Annotated in this window: 17 protein-coding genes and 1 pseudogene; 4 read left to right on the forward strand and 14 right to left on the reverse strand. The window is 64.4% G+C overall.

Going from position 1 to position 16,570, the window contains the following annotated elements; genetic code table 11:
• Positions 1-28 precede the first annotated feature (28 nt).
• From VMV82_05175 to VMV82_05210, 8 genes are all read right to left on the reverse strand, one after another.
• Entirely contained in the window at positions 29-808 is a 780-nt protein-coding gene (locus VMV82_05175) for an enoyl-CoA hydratase-related protein (GenBank protein ID HUY40941.1), read from the reverse strand.
• Positions 805-1,893, reverse strand: coding sequence for a 1,2-phenylacetyl-CoA epoxidase subunit PaaE (gene paaE / locus VMV82_05180; GenBank protein HUY40942.1), 1,089 nt, complete (start codon positions 1,891-1,893; stop codon positions 805-807). The genes VMV82_05175 and paaE overlap by 4 nt, the downstream gene beginning before the upstream one ends.
• Positions 1,893-2,366: a 1,2-phenylacetyl-CoA epoxidase subunit PaaD gene (gene paaD / locus VMV82_05185; protein HUY40943.1), complete on the reverse strand. Its 474-nt coding sequence runs from the start codon at positions 2,364-2,366 to the stop codon at positions 1,893-1,895. Before paaD ends, paaE begins: the two co-directional genes overlap by 1 nt.
• Entirely contained in the window at positions 2,360-3,124 is a 765-nt protein-coding gene (gene paaC / locus VMV82_05190) for a 1,2-phenylacetyl-CoA epoxidase subunit PaaC (protein HUY40944.1), read from the reverse strand. Before paaC ends, paaD begins: the two co-directional genes overlap by 7 nt.
• Positions 3,121-3,405 (reverse strand): 1,2-phenylacetyl-CoA epoxidase subunit PaaB, encoded by a 285-nt coding sequence (paaB, locus tag VMV82_05195; protein HUY40945.1) that lies wholly within the window; start codon positions 3,403-3,405, stop codon positions 3,121-3,123. Before paaB ends, paaC begins: the two co-directional genes overlap by 4 nt.
• On the reverse strand, positions 3,402-4,367 hold the full coding sequence (gene paaA, locus VMV82_05200) for a 1,2-phenylacetyl-CoA epoxidase subunit PaaA (protein HUY40946.1): 966 nt from the start codon (positions 4,365-4,367) through the stop codon (positions 3,402-3,404). Before paaA ends, paaB begins: the two co-directional genes overlap by 4 nt.
• A 13-nt stretch (positions 4,368-4,380) precedes the next feature.
• The gene (gene paaZ, locus VMV82_05205) at positions 4,381-6,435 is read right to left on the reverse strand and encodes a phenylacetic acid degradation bifunctional protein PaaZ (protein HUY40947.1); all 2,055 of its coding nucleotides are present in this window, start codon (positions 6,433-6,435) and stop codon (positions 4,381-4,383) included.
• 62 nt (positions 6,436-6,497) lie between these two features.
• Positions 6,498-7,079 (reverse strand): TetR/AcrR family transcriptional regulator, encoded by a 582-nt coding sequence (locus VMV82_05210; protein ID HUY40948.1) that lies wholly within the window; start codon positions 7,077-7,079, stop codon positions 6,498-6,500.
• A gap of 100 nt (positions 7,080-7,179) precedes the next feature.
• Here VMV82_05210 and VMV82_05215 point away from each other — a divergent pair, with 100 nt between their 5' ends.
• Complete coding sequence (locus tag VMV82_05215) at positions 7,180-8,196, forward strand: thiamine pyrophosphate-dependent dehydrogenase E1 component subunit alpha (GenBank protein HUY40949.1); 1,017 nt, start codon at positions 7,180-7,182, stop codon at positions 8,194-8,196.
• A gap of 61 nt (positions 8,197-8,257) precedes the next feature.
• Here the strand turns inward: VMV82_05215 and VMV82_05220 are convergent.
• A pseudogene (locus VMV82_05220) lies at positions 8,258-8,477 on the reverse strand (IS5/IS1182 family transposase).
• Between the two features lie 16 nt (positions 8,478-8,493).
• Entirely contained in the window at positions 8,494-8,946 is a 453-nt protein-coding gene (locus tag VMV82_05225; GenBank protein ID HUY40950.1) for a VOC family protein, read from the reverse strand.
• A 628-nt stretch (positions 8,947-9,574) separates the two neighbouring features.
• Here VMV82_05225 and VMV82_05230 point away from each other — a divergent pair.
• Positions 9,575-9,859 carry a hypothetical protein gene (locus tag VMV82_05230; GenBank protein ID HUY40951.1) on the forward strand — a complete coding sequence of 95 codons (285 nt, stop codon included), beginning with the start codon at positions 9,575-9,577 and terminating at the stop codon, positions 9,857-9,859.
• A gap of 273 nt (positions 9,860-10,132) precedes the next feature.
• On the opposite strand, the gene VMV82_05235 is transcribed toward VMV82_05230, so the two are convergent.
• From VMV82_05235 to VMV82_05250, 4 genes are read right to left on the reverse strand one after another with little or no spacing between them, the layout of a single operon-like run.
• On the reverse strand, positions 10,133-11,785 hold the full coding sequence (locus tag VMV82_05235) for a peptide ABC transporter substrate-binding protein (GenBank protein ID HUY40952.1): 1,653 nt from the start codon (positions 11,783-11,785) through the stop codon (positions 10,133-10,135).
• A gap of 28 nt (positions 11,786-11,813) precedes the next feature.
• Complete coding sequence (locus VMV82_05240; GenBank protein ID HUY40953.1) at positions 11,814-12,941, reverse strand: Lrp/AsnC family transcriptional regulator; 1,128 nt, start codon at positions 12,939-12,941, stop codon at positions 11,814-11,816.
• A 7-nt stretch (positions 12,942-12,948) separates the two neighbouring features.
• A complete protein-coding gene (locus VMV82_05245; protein HUY40954.1) occupies positions 12,949-14,409 on the reverse strand; it encodes a TolC family protein in 1,461 nt (486 codons plus the stop codon).
• Entirely contained in the window at positions 14,406-15,632 is a 1,227-nt protein-coding gene (locus tag VMV82_05250; GenBank protein ID HUY40955.1) for an efflux RND transporter periplasmic adaptor subunit, read from the reverse strand. The genes VMV82_05245 and VMV82_05250 overlap by 4 nt, the downstream gene beginning before the upstream one ends.
• Before the next feature lie 133 nt (positions 15,633-15,765).
• Here VMV82_05250 and VMV82_05255 point away from each other — a divergent pair, with 133 nt between their 5' ends.
• Together VMV82_05255 and VMV82_05260 are read left to right on the forward strand one after the other, a co-directional pair.
• Complete coding sequence (locus tag VMV82_05255; GenBank protein HUY40956.1) at positions 15,766-16,158, forward strand: thioesterase family protein; 393 nt, start codon at positions 15,766-15,768, stop codon at positions 16,156-16,158.
• Between the two features lie 163 nt (positions 16,159-16,321).
• Positions 16,322-16,570, forward strand: a 249-nt coding sequence (locus tag VMV82_05260; GenBank protein ID HUY40957.1) for a hypothetical protein, incomplete at its 3' end; no start/stop codon positions are given.

Below are 16,570 nucleotides of genomic sequence, written 5' to 3' on the forward strand. Positions count from 1 at the left end.
CCCGTCGTCGTTGGCGGTTGCGGTCAGATCACTCTCCTCGAAACGAGGGCTCGCGCTTGCGCGCGAACGCCTCGACCCCCTCGTGGAAATCGCGCGTAGCGCCGAGCGCGCGCTGCGCGTTGCGCTCGGTTTCGAGCTGCGCGCCAAGATCCTGGCTCCACGACGCTGCCATCGCCGCCTTGATCGCGCCGAGCGCTTTCGTCGGCGCGCGTGAGAGCGCGTGCGCCAGCTCGTCGCACGCCGCATCGAGCTCGCCGTCGGGGACGACCTTCCAAATCGCTCCCCATTCGTAGGCCTGCCGCGCGTCGAGCGGTGATCCCAGCATCGCGAGCGCGACGGCGCGAGCGTGGCCGATGAGTCTCGGCAACATCCACGTGCCACCGGAATCCGGGAGCAAGCCGATGCGCGAGAACGACTCGACGAAGGTGGCCGACGCCCCCGCAAGGACGATGTCGCACGCAAAGGCGAGGTTCGCGCCCGCGCCGGCCGCAATGCCGTTGACCCGCGCGAGCACCGGTTTCTCGAGCTCGCGCATCGCACGCACGAGCGGATTGTAATGACGCTCGAGTACCTCGCCCAAATCGCTCCCTGGGACGATGCTCGGATCGCCGAGGTCCTGACCGGCGCAGAAGGCTCTGCCGGTTCCCGTCAAAACGATGACGCGGGTTGCCGCGTCGCGTCCGGCTTCTTCGAATCCGGACCTCAGGGCGTCGATCGTGCTTCGCGTCAACGCGTTGAGCTTCTCCGGGCGATCGATCGTCATCCGCAGCACGCCGCCGTCGCGCGTCACGAGCAGGTCGTGCGTCATATGAGCTGCGCCGCGATCGCATCGACGTCGAGCTCGACGCGATCGGTTACCGGGTGGCTCTGACACATGAGCACGACGCCGCTACGTACCTCGTAATCCTCGAGAGCGAAATGCACGTCCATGTCGACCTCTCCCGCCGTCAGCTGCGCACGGCATGAAGAGCAGATACCGCTCTTGCACGAATACGGGAGATCGATTCCGTTTCGCAGACCGGCATCGAGGATCGATTCACTTCCTTTATGCACGTCGAACGCCCTCACCGCTCCGTCGAGCGTCACGCTGACCCGGCAGAGCACCTCCCGCTGTGCCGTTTCGCCGCGGCGCCGGATCTCCCGGCGGACCTCCCCGTCGGTGGTGAAGCGCTCTAGGATGATGCGGGACCGGTCGAATCCACGATCCGCGAGTGCGGCGCCGACGCTCTCCATCATCGTCTCCGGGCCACAGAGAAAGACGGCGTCGACGTCGTCGAGATCGATCCATCGCTCGGTGAGCGCGCGCGCTCGCTCGCCGTCGATGCGCCCGTTGAAGAGATCGACCTCCTGCTTCTCGCGACTCGTGACGAAGATCAGCGAGAAGCGCTCGAGGTAGCGGTCCTTGAGACGTAAGAGTTCCTCACGAAACATCGTTGACGACGACGAGCGATTGCCGTAGACGAGCGTGAATCGGCTGTGCGTCTCGATCGCGAGCGCCGTTTCGACGAGCGAGAGCACCGGCGTGATCCCGCTGCCTGCGGCGAATGCCACGTAGTGTCCGCGATTGGACGGATCGAGCGGCAGGAAGAAGCGGCCCTCGGGGGGCGCGACGTCGAGACGTTCGCCCCGGCGGAGGCGTTCGTGCGCCCATGCAGAGAAACGCCCGTCGTCGACACGCTTGATCGCAACGCGCAGCCGCCCGTCGAGCGGGCTCGAGCAGATCGAATAGGATCGCCGCTCCTCGTTCCCGTCGATCGTCGCGCGCAACGTGAGATACTGCCCTTGCGTAAAAGCAAACTCGTCGCGAAGATGCGCCGGGACGTCGAACTCCACGGCGATCGCGTCACGCGTCTCCTTGCGCACCTCGCGCACGGTCAGCGCATGGAACTTCATTAATGCGGCTTCACGTACTCGAAAGGCTCGCCGCACGCATCGCACCGGTACAGCGCCTTGCACGGCGTGGAGCCGAAACGGCTCTGCTCGCGCGTCGCATCCGAATCGCAACGAGGGCAAGGTACGCCGAGGATGACCGGGCCCAGTTCCAGCGCCGGATGCGGTGGGGCGATACCGAATGCGCGCAGGCGCTCGCGCCCGCGCTCGCTGAGCCAGTCCGTCGTCCATGCCGGCGCGAGTTGCACGGCGACGCGCGCGTTCTCGACGCCGTGCTGACGAAGCGCTCGTAACACGTCCTCTCGAATCACGCTCGTCGCAGGGCAGCCTGAGTACGTCGGCGTCAACGCGACCTCGAGCGCCTCGCCGTCGTACCGGACGCCGCGGACGATGCCGAGATCCGTGATGGAGAGCACGGGGATCTCCGGATCCGCTACATCGTCGAGCCAACGCAGCACCGTCTCGACGCTCACCATATCGCCTCCGGCATCGCACGCGGCAAGACTTGCATCTCGGCAAGCAGGTACCCGAGGGCCTCCGTATGCACGCCCTGCCTCCCTCCGCGCTGCATCCACGTATCGGCGGGAACGTCGAGCGTCGCCGAGGAGAAGCTCTCCCGTACGCGCTCGAGCCAGGGCTCGCGCAACGCCTCCGGGCTGAATCCGATAGCGCGCGAGTGCATCGACGCATCGACGTCGTCGCCCAGGAAGAGCTCGCCCGTGTATCGCCAAAGATCGTTCGCGGCGCGCTGCGCGCGCTCGCGGCTCTCTCGCGTTCCGTCGCCGAGGCGCACTAGCCAGTCTTCGCTGCGGCGCAGATGGTAGGCGTTCTCCTTGAACGTCTTCTGCGCGATCGCAGCGATGCGCTCGTCGCTCGAGCGTGCGAGCGCGCCGAGCGCGAAGTGCGCCCAGAGATCATAGAAGTAGCCGCGCACCGTCGTCACGGCAAAATCTCCGTTCGGCCGCTCTACGAGCAGGACGTTGCGAAACTCGCGTGCGTCTCGATGGTAGGCCAGGCGGTCCTCATCGCGACCCGCACCCTCGAGCTCGCCGGCGTAGGCTAGCCACAGACGCGCCTGTCCGAAGAGATCGAGTGACACGTTCGCGAGCGCCACGTCTTCTTCCATGACCGGCGCGTGTCCGATCCAGGCAGACAGCCGCTGCGCCAGCACCAAAGCGCTGTCGGCGAAACGAAGCACGTACTCTGCGCGAGAATCGGAGACCGCGGTCGTCACAGGTGCTTCACGCCCTCCGGAACGTGATAGAAGGTCGGATGGCGGTAGCGCTTGTCCTCTGACGGCTCGAAAAACGCCTCGCCTTCCGATGGATCGGTCGCGTGAACGTCGGCGGACCTGACCACCCAGATGCTGACGCCTTCGTTGCGCCGCGTATACAGATCGCGGGCGTTCTCGAGCGCCATCCGTGCATCGGTCGCATGCAGGCTTCCAACGTGTTTATGCGCGAGGCCGGCCTCGCTGCGCACGAAGATCTCCCACTGCGGCCACGTCTTGCTCATGCAGCGCTCCTCGCTTCGGCCTTGCGTGCGTGCTCGGCGGCGGCATCGCGCACCCACGCGCCGTCTTCCCATGCGTCGATCCGTGCCTGCAGACGCTCGCGATTGCACGGGCCGTCGCCACGAATCACGCGATAGAACTCGTCCCAATCGACCGCGCCGATCTCGTAATGCTGCGTGGCCTCGTTCCAGCGAAGATCCGGGTCGGGAATCGTCAGACCGAGACGCTCGGACTGTGGAACCGTCTGATCGACAAACTTCTGGCGCAGCTCGTCGTTCGTGAAGAGCTTGATCTTCCATCGCAGCGACTGTTCGCTGTGCACCGACGCCGCGTCCGGAGGACCGAACATCATCACCGCCGGCCACCACCACCGATCCAGGGCGTCCTGCGCCATGGCTCGTTGCGCGGGCGTACCGTGCGCGAGCGTCCACATGATATCGAAGCCTTGACGCTGGTGGAAACTCTCCTCTTTGCAGATGCGTACCATCGCTCGCGCGTAGGGGCCGTACGAGCAACGCGTAATGGGAATTTGATTGATGATCGCCGCACCGTCGACCAGCCATCCGATGGCACCGACGTCCGCCCATGTCAGCGTCGGGTAGTTGAAGATGCTTGAATACTTTGCTTTGCCCGAGTGAAGCGCTTCCACCATCTCGTCGCGTGGCGTGCCGAGCGTTTCCGCAGCGCTGTAGAGGTACAGCCCGTGTCCTGCCTCGTCTTGCACTTTTGCAAGCAAGATCACTTTGCGCTGCAACGACGGCGCGCGCGTGATCCAGTTTCCTTCGGGCAGCATGCCGACGATCTCCGAGTGGGCATGCTGCGAGATCTGGCGCACCAGCGTCTTGCGGTACGCCTCCGGCATCCAATCCGGCGGTTCGATCTTCACCGATCGATCGAGACGCGCGTTGAATGCGTCCTCGCGCTCGTCGGCTGCGTTCGGCTTCCCCTCGATGCCGTCGCTCATCTGCGTGTAGATGTTAGACGACCTCCAGCGCCGGCACGTGAGCCTCGGTTGCGTTCATCGTGAGCAGATCGTACTGCGCGACCACCTCGTCGCTCTGGTTGAAGATCGTCACCGACCAGCGCACCTCGCCATACTCCGCTTTGCGCGGCGTCTTCTCTTTGACGGTGAGCCGTACGCGCATGGTGTCGCCGGGATAGACCGGCTTGAGGAAGCGCAAGCTCTCCAGGCCGTAGTTCGCGAGAACCGGCCCGAGCTCGGGCTTCACGAAGAGTCCTGCCGCGAACGAGAGCAGTAGGTACCCGTGCGCGACGCGCCCATCGAAAAACGGGCTCGCCTTCGCGGCCGCCTCGTCCATGTGCGCGTAGAACCCGTCGCCGGTGAACTGTGCGAAGTGCTCGATGTCCGCGAGCGTCACTTCGCGCGCCCCGGTGTAGAACGTCTCGCCGACGCGGAGCGCCTCGAAGGAGAGCTCGAACGGGTGGCGCGTCGATGGGTGTTCGGCCGCGCCCGGATTCCATTGACCGCTCACCGATGCCACCCGCGACGGCGAGCCCTGCACGGCCGTGCGCTGCATGTAGTGGAAGACGCCCCGTACGCCGCCCATCTCCTCACCGCCGCCTGCGCGACCCGGCCCGCCGTGCACGAGCGGAGCGAGCGGCGAGCCATGCCCGGTCTGCTCCTTCGCGCAGTCACGATCGACGACGAGGACGCGTCCGTGGAACGGAGCGATTCCAAGCACGATGTCGTCAACGGCGGCGGCATGGCCGAAGACCGAAGCAACGAGGCTCCCCCCGCCGCGATTGGCGATCTCGATCGCCTGCGCGACGCCGTCGTACGGCATCAGCGTCGTTACCGGGCCGAACGCTTCGACGTCGTGGACCTTCGCGGCGTCGAGCGGCCGGTCGCAGCGCAGAACGATCGGCGACATGAACGCACCGGATCGATCGTCCGCGCCGACGCAATCGACGTGCGCTGGATCGCCGTAGACGATCGCTGCTTCGGTCGCGAGCTCGGCAACGCGCGCGCGCACGTCGTCTCGCTGCGCGAGGCTCACGAGGGCGCCCATCGTCGCGCCTTCGGCGCGCGGGCTTCCGACGACGACCTTCTTCAACCGTTCCGTCAGAGCGCGCTGCACGTCGTCGAGATAGGTGCGGGGAGCGATCGCACGACGGATGCACGTGCAGCGTTGACCTGCCTTCGTCGTGATCTCGCGCACGATCTCCTTGACGAAGAGATCGAACTCGGGCGTTCCGGGTGCGGCGTCGGGCGCAAGGATCGCCGCATTGAGGGAGTCACGCTCCGCAACGAATCGCACCGCGTTCTCGCGTACGGCGGGCACGGCTTGCAGCCGCGTCGACGTCGTGCGGGATCCCGTGAAAGAAACCACGTCCTGCCCCGTCAAGCGATCGAGCGCGTCACCAAGTCCGCCCGCCACGAACTGCACGCTGCCTTCGGGAAAGATGCCCGAGCGCACGATTTCCTCGAACACGGCGTGGGCGACGTATGCAGAGGGCGTTGCCGGTTTCGCGACGAGGGGTACGCCTGCGATGATCGCAGGGGCAAGCTTTTCGAGCATGCCCCAACATGGAAAATTGTACGCGTTGATGTGGATGGCGACGCCATGGAGCGGCGTCATGACGTGACGCGCGAAGAACGTGCCGCCCTTGGAGAGCGGCTCGAGCGCACCATCGAGCGCGACGTGCGCGTTCGGCAGCTCGCGGCGTCCCTTCGACGCAAACGAGAACAGCGTCATGATGCCGCCGTCGACGTCGACGAAACAGTCCTTTTGCGTCGCTCCCGTATCGAACGACAACTCGTAGAAACGTTGCTTGTGCTCGGAGAGATGAAGCGCGAGCCGTTTTACGAGCTCCGCACGTTCGTGAAAGGTCATGCGGCGTAGCGCCGGTCCGCCCACGGCGCGTGCGTGGTCGAGCACGCCTTGGAAATCGACCCCTTGGCTCGATACGCGCGTCACGACGTGCCCGTCGATCGCCGAGCGCACCTCGACGAATCCCGTTTCTGCCTCGAACCAGCGACCGCAGACGTAGCTGCGCAGTCTCTCTTCCATCTCTCCGCTCCCTACCAAATGGTAGGTTCCGACGCTATTTTATCGCTTCCGACGATAGCCCGTCAAATCGCGCCCAGGCCCTCGAAGACGACGCGTGAGATCGCTCGGGCAATCTGCCAGGCGGCGATGCGCCCGCCGGGTCGATACCATTCCACGACCGAGTTCGACATCCCGAACGCCAGCCGCGTCGCAAGCCCGGCATCGACGTCCGAGCGAATGCTTCCGTCGCTCTGCGCCGACCGGACGAGTTCGGTCACGTGGGCATCGAATGCGCGCCGGCGCTCCATCGCCGCGCGCTCGGTCTTCGAGTTGCCGCGTACGCGGAAGAGCACGCTGACCTCCGGCAATAACTGCATCGTTACCTCCGCAACGCGCACGACGATCGCCTCTAAGCGCGCGCGCGCGTTCCCTTTTCTCGCGGTAGGCTCGTCGAGAACGGCGAAGAGCGCCGTCAACGCACGCTCAAGCCCTCGCGCAAGCAGCGCCTCTTTGCCCGGCACGTGATGGTAGATGCTCGCTTTCGTGATGCCGGCAGCTTTGGCAATCTCGTCCATCGACGTCGCGTCGAACCCACGCTCGGCGAAGATCCGAAACGCGACGTCGGTCAACGAGTCGATATCGTGGCGCTCTCTCGCGTTGACCATTGCCGCGTAGTGCGCTGCCTCCCCGCCGTTCCCTCCGCGACAGCCGCGCTCCAAGAGGACGAGCGGGAGGCGGCCCTGACGCCGTCGCAACTCAAGGCTCATGGCTGCAAGAACCCGGCCGAAGCCGGCTCTCGAGCTTTCAGACGAACAGCTCGTCACGCTTCTGCGCAACATGCTCCTGCAGCGCGCCGTGGACACGCGCGGTTTCCAGTTGAATCGGCAAGGCAAGATCGGCATCGCCATGGGCTCTGAAGGCCACGAGGCCGTGCAGGCCGGCGCGGGCATGGCGTTCGTGCGCGGGAAAGACTTGCTCTATCCGTATTACCGCAACACGGGAATCCTCTTGGCCTGCGGGTTCTCACTCGCCGATCTCTTTCGATCGCAGTTCGCACGCGCGACCGACACGACCGCAGGGCGCTCGATCATCAATCATGTCACCGGCAAATCGAAGGGGATTGCTTCGATCTCGTCGATCATTGCATCGCAGTGCACGCACGCGGTCGGCGCGGCCTTCGCGTTGAAGTACCGCGCCGAGAGCGATCGCGCCGTGCTCTGTACGTTCGGCGAAGGCGCGACGAGCGAAGGCGAGTGGCACGAAGCCGTCAACTTCGCAGCCATCCACAGGGTGCCCGTCGTCTTTCTCTGCGAGAACAATCAGTGGGCGATCTCGACGCACGTGAGCAAGCAGATGGGCAACCCCAACGTCGCCGAACGCGCGCAAGGGTACGGATTCGAGGGCGTCGCTGTGGATGGCTTCGACCCCGTCGCCGTCTATAGTGCCGTAGAGCGCGCTCGCGAGAAAGCCGTCGCCGGCGGCGGCCCGACGCTCGTGGAGGCGAAGTGCTATCGCTTTCTCTCGCACACGACCGACGACGACGAGCGCACGTACCGCACGCGCGAAGAGGTCGCGCAAGAGCGAGCGAAGGACCCGGTTCCGCGCTTCGAGCAGAGGCTCGTCGAACAAGGCGTTTTGAGCGTCGCGCAAATCGCGACGATGCGCGAAGAGATCACGCGACTCGTCAACGAGACGACCGACGCGGTCGAGAACGAGCCATTGCCCGCTCCCGAGACGCTCTATACGCAGGTCTACGCGGGCCCCACCGCCCCTTGGCTCTGAGCCGGAGCCGCGCCAGGCGAGCGGCGAGCGGCGTCTCCGAGCCGGATACGCCTCGCTCAGGACTCTCTGAGACGGCTGGGTCGCTCAGATTGAACCAATGCTGCAAGAAATAGATGCGCAGCATCCGCTCCAGCTCGACCGGCGCCATCGGCCTCCTTATAGTAAAACGGCTGCACGATTCTGCGCAGCCGCTTCCAAGGGATTACGCGATTCATCTCGCTCAAGAACTTTGCCCGCCTCGTCGTCTTCCCATACCGCTCAACGATGGGGATTCGTCTCATCCCATGACGCCGGCAATCACAAATCTGGGGTTGGCGACTTCTTATCCGGCGACACGGGACTCATCAATCCGACAGCGATTCCGTCAGGGTCTTCGATGATCGCGTAGCGTGCGCCCCACAAAGCGTCGTACGGTTCTTGCAATCCGCGGTATCCAGCGCCGGTCATGTCGCGGTACAGACCATCCACGTCCGCGCGCGCAGGCACTCCAAATCCGATGACGACTCGGCCGCTCACGTCTGTTCGATCCTTCCAGCCTGTGTTCCAATGTTGCGCGAATGCGGTGGAATCGAGATCGAAATCCATCACGCGACCCCCTGCCTGGGCTACACCGCTGGCATGATGCCCGCCCGTAGGTGTTCGCCACACCCGGTTATTGGGAATCTCCACACCAAGTCTGTGGTAGAACGCAATCGACGCGTCGACATCGCTGCAAACGACGTTTATCTGGTCGAGGGTCGGCTTGCTCATGAGCATTTCTTTCCCGCGGTTTGGCAAAAGCCATGTAATCTCGAATAAATCAGACCTGCCTTAATGCAGATTCATCGCACCATTCTGTCGGCGGATAAACGATCGGTCAAAGCCCACAACTCTTTTAGTTCTCCTACGCCGGTGGCTTTGGACATTATGAAGATCTGAAAATTGTACCCCCTGAGTCGTCTGCGACGTCGGCTCTTGATGGTGTGGACCTGCTGCCGTCCGAGCCTTAGACCCTGGTTCTAGCACCGCGTGCCATTCGCGCCCACTCCAAGCGCATAAACTTTAAAAAGCCTGAGGGCGACGACAGCCCAGTGACGCTCGCGAGCCGTCACGGGGTGTACGCATGACCCTTGGGTTGCTTGCCTAGTTGTTCACCCGAAGGTCGTACTGGCAAGTGTCGAAGTTGTGTTTTTCGTCCTGGTGGTGGTCCATGAACGTGACACGGATGTCTTGCAAACAGCCGCTCTGGATCGTGAATGTCATACGACTGCCGGGGCCGAGAACTTGGTCGGGTTGGAGCCAATCATCGCCCCATTGGTTACTGTTCACCGGGGAGATGTTGATGTACTCGATGCCTTGATCGGCATTGTTGATGACGGTGAGCGGATGATCCGCCGATGTGGCACCGGAATTGCTCGGATTGCTCTCCGACGCACTCGAGGCCGCCGGCGCAGCCGAGGCGGCGGTCGATTCTGCCGGCGCGGGCGAGACGGCGGTCGATTCTGCCGGCGCGGGCGAGACGGCGGCGGGTGCGGCCGAAGCGGCTACCGGGGCGGCGCCCGGCGACGCTTGCGCGCTCGTGGTTGACGACGAAGACGAGCTGCCGTGGCTGCAAGCCGCAAAAGCGGCGACGGTCAGAACGGCGACGATCGATGAAAAACTGCGCATGCGCGAACTCCTGTAGAATAGAAGAAGCGAGGCTCTCTTCCTCCCGGTGTTGCGCCAAGCCTGCGCCAATTTCGTGTGAACGGCGATGCAATCGAGTGCGCGCCCCATTTGGTCGGCACACCCGCCATGACGCTCGCGAGCCGTCATGGAGGTGCGCGTCACGGCTCTCCGGGCTTCAGCTGTTCACCCGTAGATCGTACCGGCAGGTGTCGAAGTTGCGCCGTTCGACCTGGTGATGGTCCATGAACGTGACGCGGATGTCTTGCAGGCAGCCGCTCTGGATGGTGACTTAAATGTCTACGTTCATGAAGTCGTCGAACGGGGTCACGGAGTTCGGGTGGAAGCCCTTCAGATCGCGGTTGTAGGCGTACACGTCTTCACGAACGTAGGTCACGATCGTCGGCACGTCCTTGGCCAGTTGTTGAAAGAGGATCGTGTCGTCGGCATTGCGCTGTGCCTGGTCGTAGTGGGTGAAGAGCGCGTGCATCGCGTCGTCCGCCGTGTGGTTGCACCAGTGCAGATCGTTCTGCCCGTTCGGTGGGATTTGGTCGCATCCGTAGACGAACGAGTAGTCGCCGATCGGGTCGTTCCCCCAGGCAAAGAAGACGACGTCCCACTTGCCGTTGTACACGATGCCGCCGGCTTGATACGTGTTGAAGAGTTGTGAGGACTCGTAGCGGCGCACCGTCATCGCAACCCCGATCTGCTTCCACCATTGCTGGATGAGTGCGAGCATGCTATCCGTGTCGGGCGAGCCCGCCGAACTCGCAACCTCGAGGGCGAGACGAACGCCGTTCTTCTGACGTATGCCGTCGGACCCGCGCGTCCAGCCGTCGGCGTCGAGAATCGCGTTTGCCTTTGCGATGTCGAAGTTCACGAAGGGAACGTTCGGGTCGAAGTACGGCGCCGACGGCGGCGCGGGCTCTTCTTCCAGAATGCCGACGCCGTGCGCGATCTTGTCGAGCAGCGTCTTGCGATCGATCGCGAGCTCGAGCGCGTGTCGAACGACCGGGTCGCTGACCGCCGGCCGGCTCACGTTGAAGTCGATATGGTTGTACAGATACGCCGGCCGCCGTAAGTACCTAAAACCATTACCCAGTTCCGCGATGCGCCCGAAATAGTTTCCCGGCATCGGATACCAGAGGTCCAAAGCGTGAGCCTGTAGCTCCGTGAAGACGGTGTTACGGTCGGGGACGATCTCGAAATCGATCTCTTTGAGCTTCGGCTGCCCCCGCCAGTAATAGGGGTTGCGAACCATGACGACGTCTTGGCTGCGATTCCACGCCTTGTACATGAACGGTCCCGCGCCGACCGGCAGCGCGTCGAACGGGACGTTGTTGAAGTTCGGATACTTGGCGAGGATGTGCTTGGGGAGAATCGACGGGTTCGCGTCCGCGCTCGAAAAGAAGACGACGACGAAGGGCGAGTACGGTCTGGAGAGATGAAGGATCACCGTGTACTTGTTCGGCTCGTCGACGCGCTTGATGCGATCCCATCCGGTGCGACTGACGACGTTATTCGCGGGATTGAGAATCGCGTGGATCGACCAGACGACGTCGTCGGCGTTGAGCGGCGCTCCGTCCGACCAGCGAACGCCCTTGCGAACGTGATAGGTGATCGTCAAACCGTCGGGGCTGACGCCGCCGTTCGCTTTCGTCGGAACCTCGGTCGCGATCTCGGGGATCGGGCGATTGTTGCGATCCCACTTGACGAGCCACGCGGCGGTGAGCGACGACATGAGGCCGAGCGTGCTCTGCTGGCTCAACGCCGGATTGAGGGAGCTGATATCCTCCGCGGTTGCATAGCGCAGGACGTGCGGGATCGTCCACGCGTTGACGCGGCCGGAGCCGACGCTCGTCGTCGTGGTGGTCGTCGTGCTCTGGGTGCACCCGCCCGCGGCAATCAGGGCGAGGATGCAGGCGCCGGTCGCAAGTGGCTTCATGGCGCCGACTTCGCCGTGCGAGGCCCGCTTACTCCCGCATCTCCCGCGGATCCAGCCCGTTACGCTCGCAGAACCCGACGTACGCCGCCGGGACGATCTCCGACGGCTTGATCTCGCTGCGGCCTCCCCAAAAGACGTTCGTATATGCGAAGTCGATGCCGGCCTCTCGCAGATGCGCGTCGATTGCGGCCTTGTGCGCGAGCACCAGCTCCTTGTCCATGCCGTGTGCGACCGCCATGATGTTGACGTCGTGGAACTCTTCGCCGCCCTCACGCCAGTAGGCGTGGGTGATGACGTGATGGCGCCCCACCTCGCGACCGGCATCGATTTCGCGCCCGCGCGGCACCGCCCAGTGAAAGAGCGCGTTGTAGCGCGTCACTCGCTCGCCTTGCGCCGTCGCTTTCACGTGCTCGAGAAAGGTCGAAAAGCGCCCGACCACGCCTTTTGCATTGAGATCGCGTGCCGTTCGCGAAAACGTCGTGAGGTCGACGCCAGCTTCGTCGGCGCGCGCCTGCCAAAGCTCGCGGACGATCTCCTCGGCGCGGAACTCGCGTTTGAGCGTCGTGAGGACGCGCCACTCGAGCTGCGTCAAGGAAACGACGGCCGTGTCGAGCGGCTCGGCTAGCGCCTCGGCGCGCGAGCCGGGCTCGAGCCCGCGCCGGCGTACGTGGCCAACGCCGAGTGTGAAGAGCATGCGCGCGGGCATGGCGCGAAAGCGCGTCGCGCCGACGTGCTGGCGAAGAAACTCCGCATGTTTGCCGAGCGAAAATCCCTGCGGCACCTTTAGCGTCGTCCATAGGCGGTACGTGCTTCCTGCAGATATCGCATCGGTCGTTCGGATGACGACGTGACCGGAAAACGGATCGTCGCGCACCATGTACGCGAACGCGGCGTCGAGCTGATCGTTCGAAACTTCCCAAGCGCAGAGTGCACCCCGCGCCAGGTTCGTCGCCATCAGCGTCTGACGAATGCGGCGAATCGTGCCAGCACGCAGCATCGCAGTGATTCGGTCGATGACGGTTTCGACGTCGATGCCGCTGCGCGCGGCGATCTCCCCGAACGGATCCTCCTGAAATCCCGTGAGGCGGTCCTCCGAGACGGCAAGAATCGCCGCGTTGACGGGGTCGGAGACGTTCGCCGGGACGCTCGCGTTCACCGCACGCTCAGAGCCGTAGGTCGCTCAAGCCTGTCGCGTAGAGGTAGTTTTGCTCTGCGGTGCGCACGCCGTAGAGCGCCGTGATGTAGTCGCTCTGCGCCGTGGCGAGGTTCGCCTCGGCGGTGACGAGGTCGAGAATCGTCCCGACGCCGACGCGGTAGCTCGCCTGCGCCGCCTGCATGCTGACTTGCGCGCTCGAAAGCTCGGAGTGGGCTTGAACGAGATTGGCTCGAGCGGAGAAGAGCTGCGCCAGCGCCGAGCGCACGTCCGACTCGACCGTGAGCTTCGCCAGCGCGAGCGCTGCGTTCGCCTCGTCGAGCGTGTACTTCGCGACCTCTGTATTATACCAGGTCAAGCCTTGATCGTAGATCGGGAACGTGATCGTCGCTCCCAGCGATCGCGCCGGCTGCCAGTGGCCGTTGTTGCCGTACGGTGGAGGAAGCGCCGGAAACTGGCGCGCCGTCGAGTCGTTCCACGACCCGGTGATCGTTGGCACGCGCGCGAGCTCCGCGTAGCGCAGATTATCGCGGTCTGCGATCACGGTGTGCTGCGCGGACTGGTAGTCTGGTCGCAGGAGCAACGCCTGCTGCAATGATTTCGCGTACGTCGGCGTGGCGGTGTAGGTGTCCGCACCGAGCGCCTCCGGGACGATCTCCGTGTTTGCGTCGAGCCCGAGCAGCGTCGCGAACTGACCTTGCGCCGTGATCTCGGCGCCTTGCGCCTGGACGAGCGCGCCTCGAGCCTTTGCCGTTTGATACTCTGCTTGCGCTAGCGCCGAGAGCGCCGAGACGCCGTTACGAATCTGCGCCCGCACGGCGTTCTCGGAGGTTTCGAACTCGTGCACGAGCTGCCGATCCGCGTCGATGAGCGCTTTGTCTTGCAACACCGTATAGTAGGATTGCGCGACGTCGTACCCGAGGGTATCGAGCTCGCGTAGAAGCGTGCCGCGCCCCGCGATGTCTGACTCTTTTGCCGCGCGGATCGCCGAGATCACGCGGCCGCCGTCGAAGATCAACTGCGACACGGTGTAGCCCGCGCTCTCGACCGTCGTGATCTGCGTCGAGGTCGTGCAAGTTGTCGGGATTGACGGATTGCAGCGCGAGGAGCCGCCGGCGAAACTCTTCTCCCACGAGCCGTTCGCACTGATCGCGGGAAAGAGCGCTTGCTGCTCGGCGCTGTAACGCGCGCGAAGCTCGCTGTAGACCGCTCGCTGCGAAGCAAACGTCGGCGAGACCGCGACGGCGATGTCGATTGCCTGCGAGAGCGAAACGCGCGGCGGAACGCCGGTATGCGGCACGAGGAGCTGAACGTCTGGCGCAGGCGTGCCGTAGGCAGGATAGGGCAGCGGCGACAGCGTCGCCGCGGGCGTGGGGACCGGCGTAGGAATCGGTATCGGGTTCTGCGCGCGCGCAAACGGCGGCGCGACGACCGCAGCCAGCGCGAGCAATGCTGCAAGACGAATACTCACGGGGCGGGCGTTCCCGCCACGGCAACCGCGCTCCCGTCGCGTAGCGCGTCTGGGCGCGTCGTGATGACCAAGGTGCCAGGCACGATCCTCGGGCTGATCACTTGAGCGAGCGTATCGGTTTCCAGGCCGAGACGAACCGGTACCTGCGAGGCGACGTTGCCGTGGACCGCATACACGAACGTTCCGGCGCCCGTCTGCGAAACGGCGGATCGCGGAACGACGATCGCGCCCCTCCGGCGCGCCTGCGTGATGACGACGTTGACGAGCATCCCTCCGCGCAGCAGGCTGTCGGGATTAGGAAGATTCATACGCGCGAGGTACGAGAGCGTGCCCGCCGTCGGCACCGCATTGACCGCCGCGATGCGCCCGTGGAACGAGCGCCCAGGCAGCGAATCCGTGCTGAAGACGAGCAGCTTGCCGGGCGTCACGTACGCCAGGTCCGAGTCGGGAACGTTGACGTTGATCCACACGGTGCTGACGCGAGAGATGTCGAGCACGGGAACTTGGGGTCCGGCTTGCGACCCAGGGTCCATCAGCCGCGCGGTGATGACGCCGTCGTAGGGAGCGTACAGATACGTCTGTCCGATCTCGGTCTCGAGCAAGCCGGCTTGGGCCTGTGCGCTCTGGGCGCTCGCGAGCGATGCCTTTACGTTTTCGCCGGCGACGACGTTGTTGCGTACGCCCATCGTGGCGCTTTGGTACGCGCTCTGCGCCTGGACGAGCGCGGAGCGCGCGGCCTCCAACGTCTGCTGCGAGACGTATCCTTGGCGAAAGAGCGCGCTGTCTTGGTCGAAGACCATGCGCGCGTTTTGATATGCCGCTCTCGCGGTCGAGAGGGCGGTCGTGTTTTGCGTCTGTGCCACCGGCAGACCGATCACCGCTCCACGCGCCGTTGCCGACGCTTGGCGATACGCGGCCTGCGCTTGGGCGTACTGCGCGCGCAGCAACGAGTCGTCGATGCGCGCCAGCAGCTCGCCGCGGCGAACGCGATCGCCGACGTTGACGTAGACGCCGGTGATCGCGCCGCTCTGCTGAAAGGCGAGCGACGACTGCTCGAGCGGCGCGATCTGGCCGTCGAGCGTGATATACGTCGCGATGTCTTGGCGCTTTGCCGCGGCTACGTCGACGTTGAGTGGCGGCGCGGCTTGCGAGCCTCCACGTTGGCCGCACGCAGCCAAGACGAGCGCAGCAAGCGCCGCCGCAGTCAAACGGTGATGGTGCATATCTCCCCTGTTCTCATATGTGTCGGCTGGGGTGAATACCCTCCGACGGCCCCGCATGATTCAATCCGCAGCACAAAAACCTCAAGCATCCTCTAGGAAGCTCCGGAAGTGCCGACGTATCGGTCCCCCCACGATGGCAAAGCTCGACATCGGCCGCTCGCACAGCCTGCAGAGCCGCGTCGAGGAGTGGATGACCGCCGAGCACGCCGGCAACAAGGGCGTGGACGTCCTCGCCACCTCGGTGCTCGTCCAGATGATCGAGCAAGCGGCGACCGACTGCCTCGCGCCATTCTTAGAGGAAGGCCGCGTCAGCCTGGGCACCCACATCGAGCTCGAGCACCGGGAGCCCGTCCCCGTGGGGTTCATCGTCAAAATCGAGGTCGAGATCGTCACGATCGACGGCCCCCGGGTCACCTTCGCCGTGAGGGTTTTCGACGAGCAGGAAGCAGTGGCCGAGGGCAGCCATGAGCGGTACATCATCGAGCGGTCAAAGTTCCTCTCGAAGTTGCAGGAAAAGCTCTCCTAGCAGGGGGGCTAACCAGCCTCCCGAAGTGATGCCAAGGATTGCCCTCTGGGTGGCCCGGGGCCGACGTGACCGAGGACCGGTGCGGCGGCCAGGGCTGCTGCTTCAGCGTTGGAGCACTGAGGGACAACCCGAGGTCCTCATCTTCTCAACCTAGGAGGAAGCTTTGAAGCGACTGAGCATCGGGATCCTCACCGCGCTGCTCGCAGCCGGTCTCGGACTCAACGCGGTCGCTGCTCCATCGGCCTCTGCAACGCATGGCAACATTGGACCCAATGCGCTCGCGCAGGCCTCGGATCAGGCGCCGCCGCCCAACTTCGGCTCTCCGCCGTCGGGGCAAATACCCATACTCTATAACGACCACCACGTCTACTCGAAGCCCGACGTTCTGAAGCAGGATCGCGTGCTCTCCGCG

It is taken from the genome of Candidatus Dormiibacterota bacterium, from assembly GCA_035532035.1.
Lineage (GTDB): Bacteria > Vulcanimicrobiota > Vulcanimicrobiia > Vulcanimicrobiales > Vulcanimicrobiaceae > Tyrphobacter.

Bases quoted from the DNA above. Each gene is read 5' to 3' on its own strand.
- paaD (HUY40943.1), bottom strand. From the start codon at position 2,366: ATGGTGAGCGTCGAGACGGTGCTGCGTTGGCTCGACGATGTAGCGGAT.
- VMV82_05210 (HUY40948.1), bottom strand. From the start codon at position 7,079: ATGGTCAACGCGAGAGAGCGCCACGATATCGACTCGTTGACCGACGTC.
- paaZ (HUY40947.1), bottom strand. From the start codon at position 6,435: ATGGAAGAGAGACTGCGCAGCTACGTCTGCGGTCGCTGGTTCGAGGCA.
- VMV82_05250 (HUY40955.1), bottom strand. From the start codon at position 15,632: ATGCACCATCACCGTTTGACTGCGGCGGCGCTTGCTGCGCTCGTCTTG.
- VMV82_05255 (HUY40956.1), top strand. From the start codon at position 15,766: ATGGCAAAGCTCGACATCGGCCGCTCGCACAGCCTGCAGAGCCGCGTC.
- paaA (HUY40946.1), bottom strand. From the start codon at position 4,367: ATGAGCGACGGCATCGAGGGGAAGCCGAACGCAGCCGACGAGCGCGAG.
- paaB (HUY40945.1), bottom strand. From the start codon at position 3,405: ATGAGCAAGACGTGGCCGCAGTGGGAGATCTTCGTGCGCAGCGAGGCC.
- VMV82_05225 (HUY40950.1), bottom strand. From the start codon at position 8,946: ATGAGCAAGCCGACCCTCGACCAGATAAACGTCGTTTGCAGCGATGTC.
- VMV82_05235 (HUY40952.1), bottom strand. From the start codon at position 11,785: ATGAAGCCACTTGCGACCGGCGCCTGCATCCTCGCCCTGATTGCCGCG.
- paaE (HUY40942.1), bottom strand. From the start codon at position 1,893: ATGAAGTTCCATGCGCTGACCGTGCGCGAGGTGCGCAAGGAGACGCGT.
- VMV82_05175 (HUY40941.1), bottom strand. From the start codon at position 808: ATGACGCACGACCTGCTCGTGACGCGCGACGGCGGCGTGCTGCGGATG.
- VMV82_05215 (HUY40949.1), top strand. From the start codon at position 7,180: ATGGCTGCAAGAACCCGGCCGAAGCCGGCTCTCGAGCTTTCAGACGAA.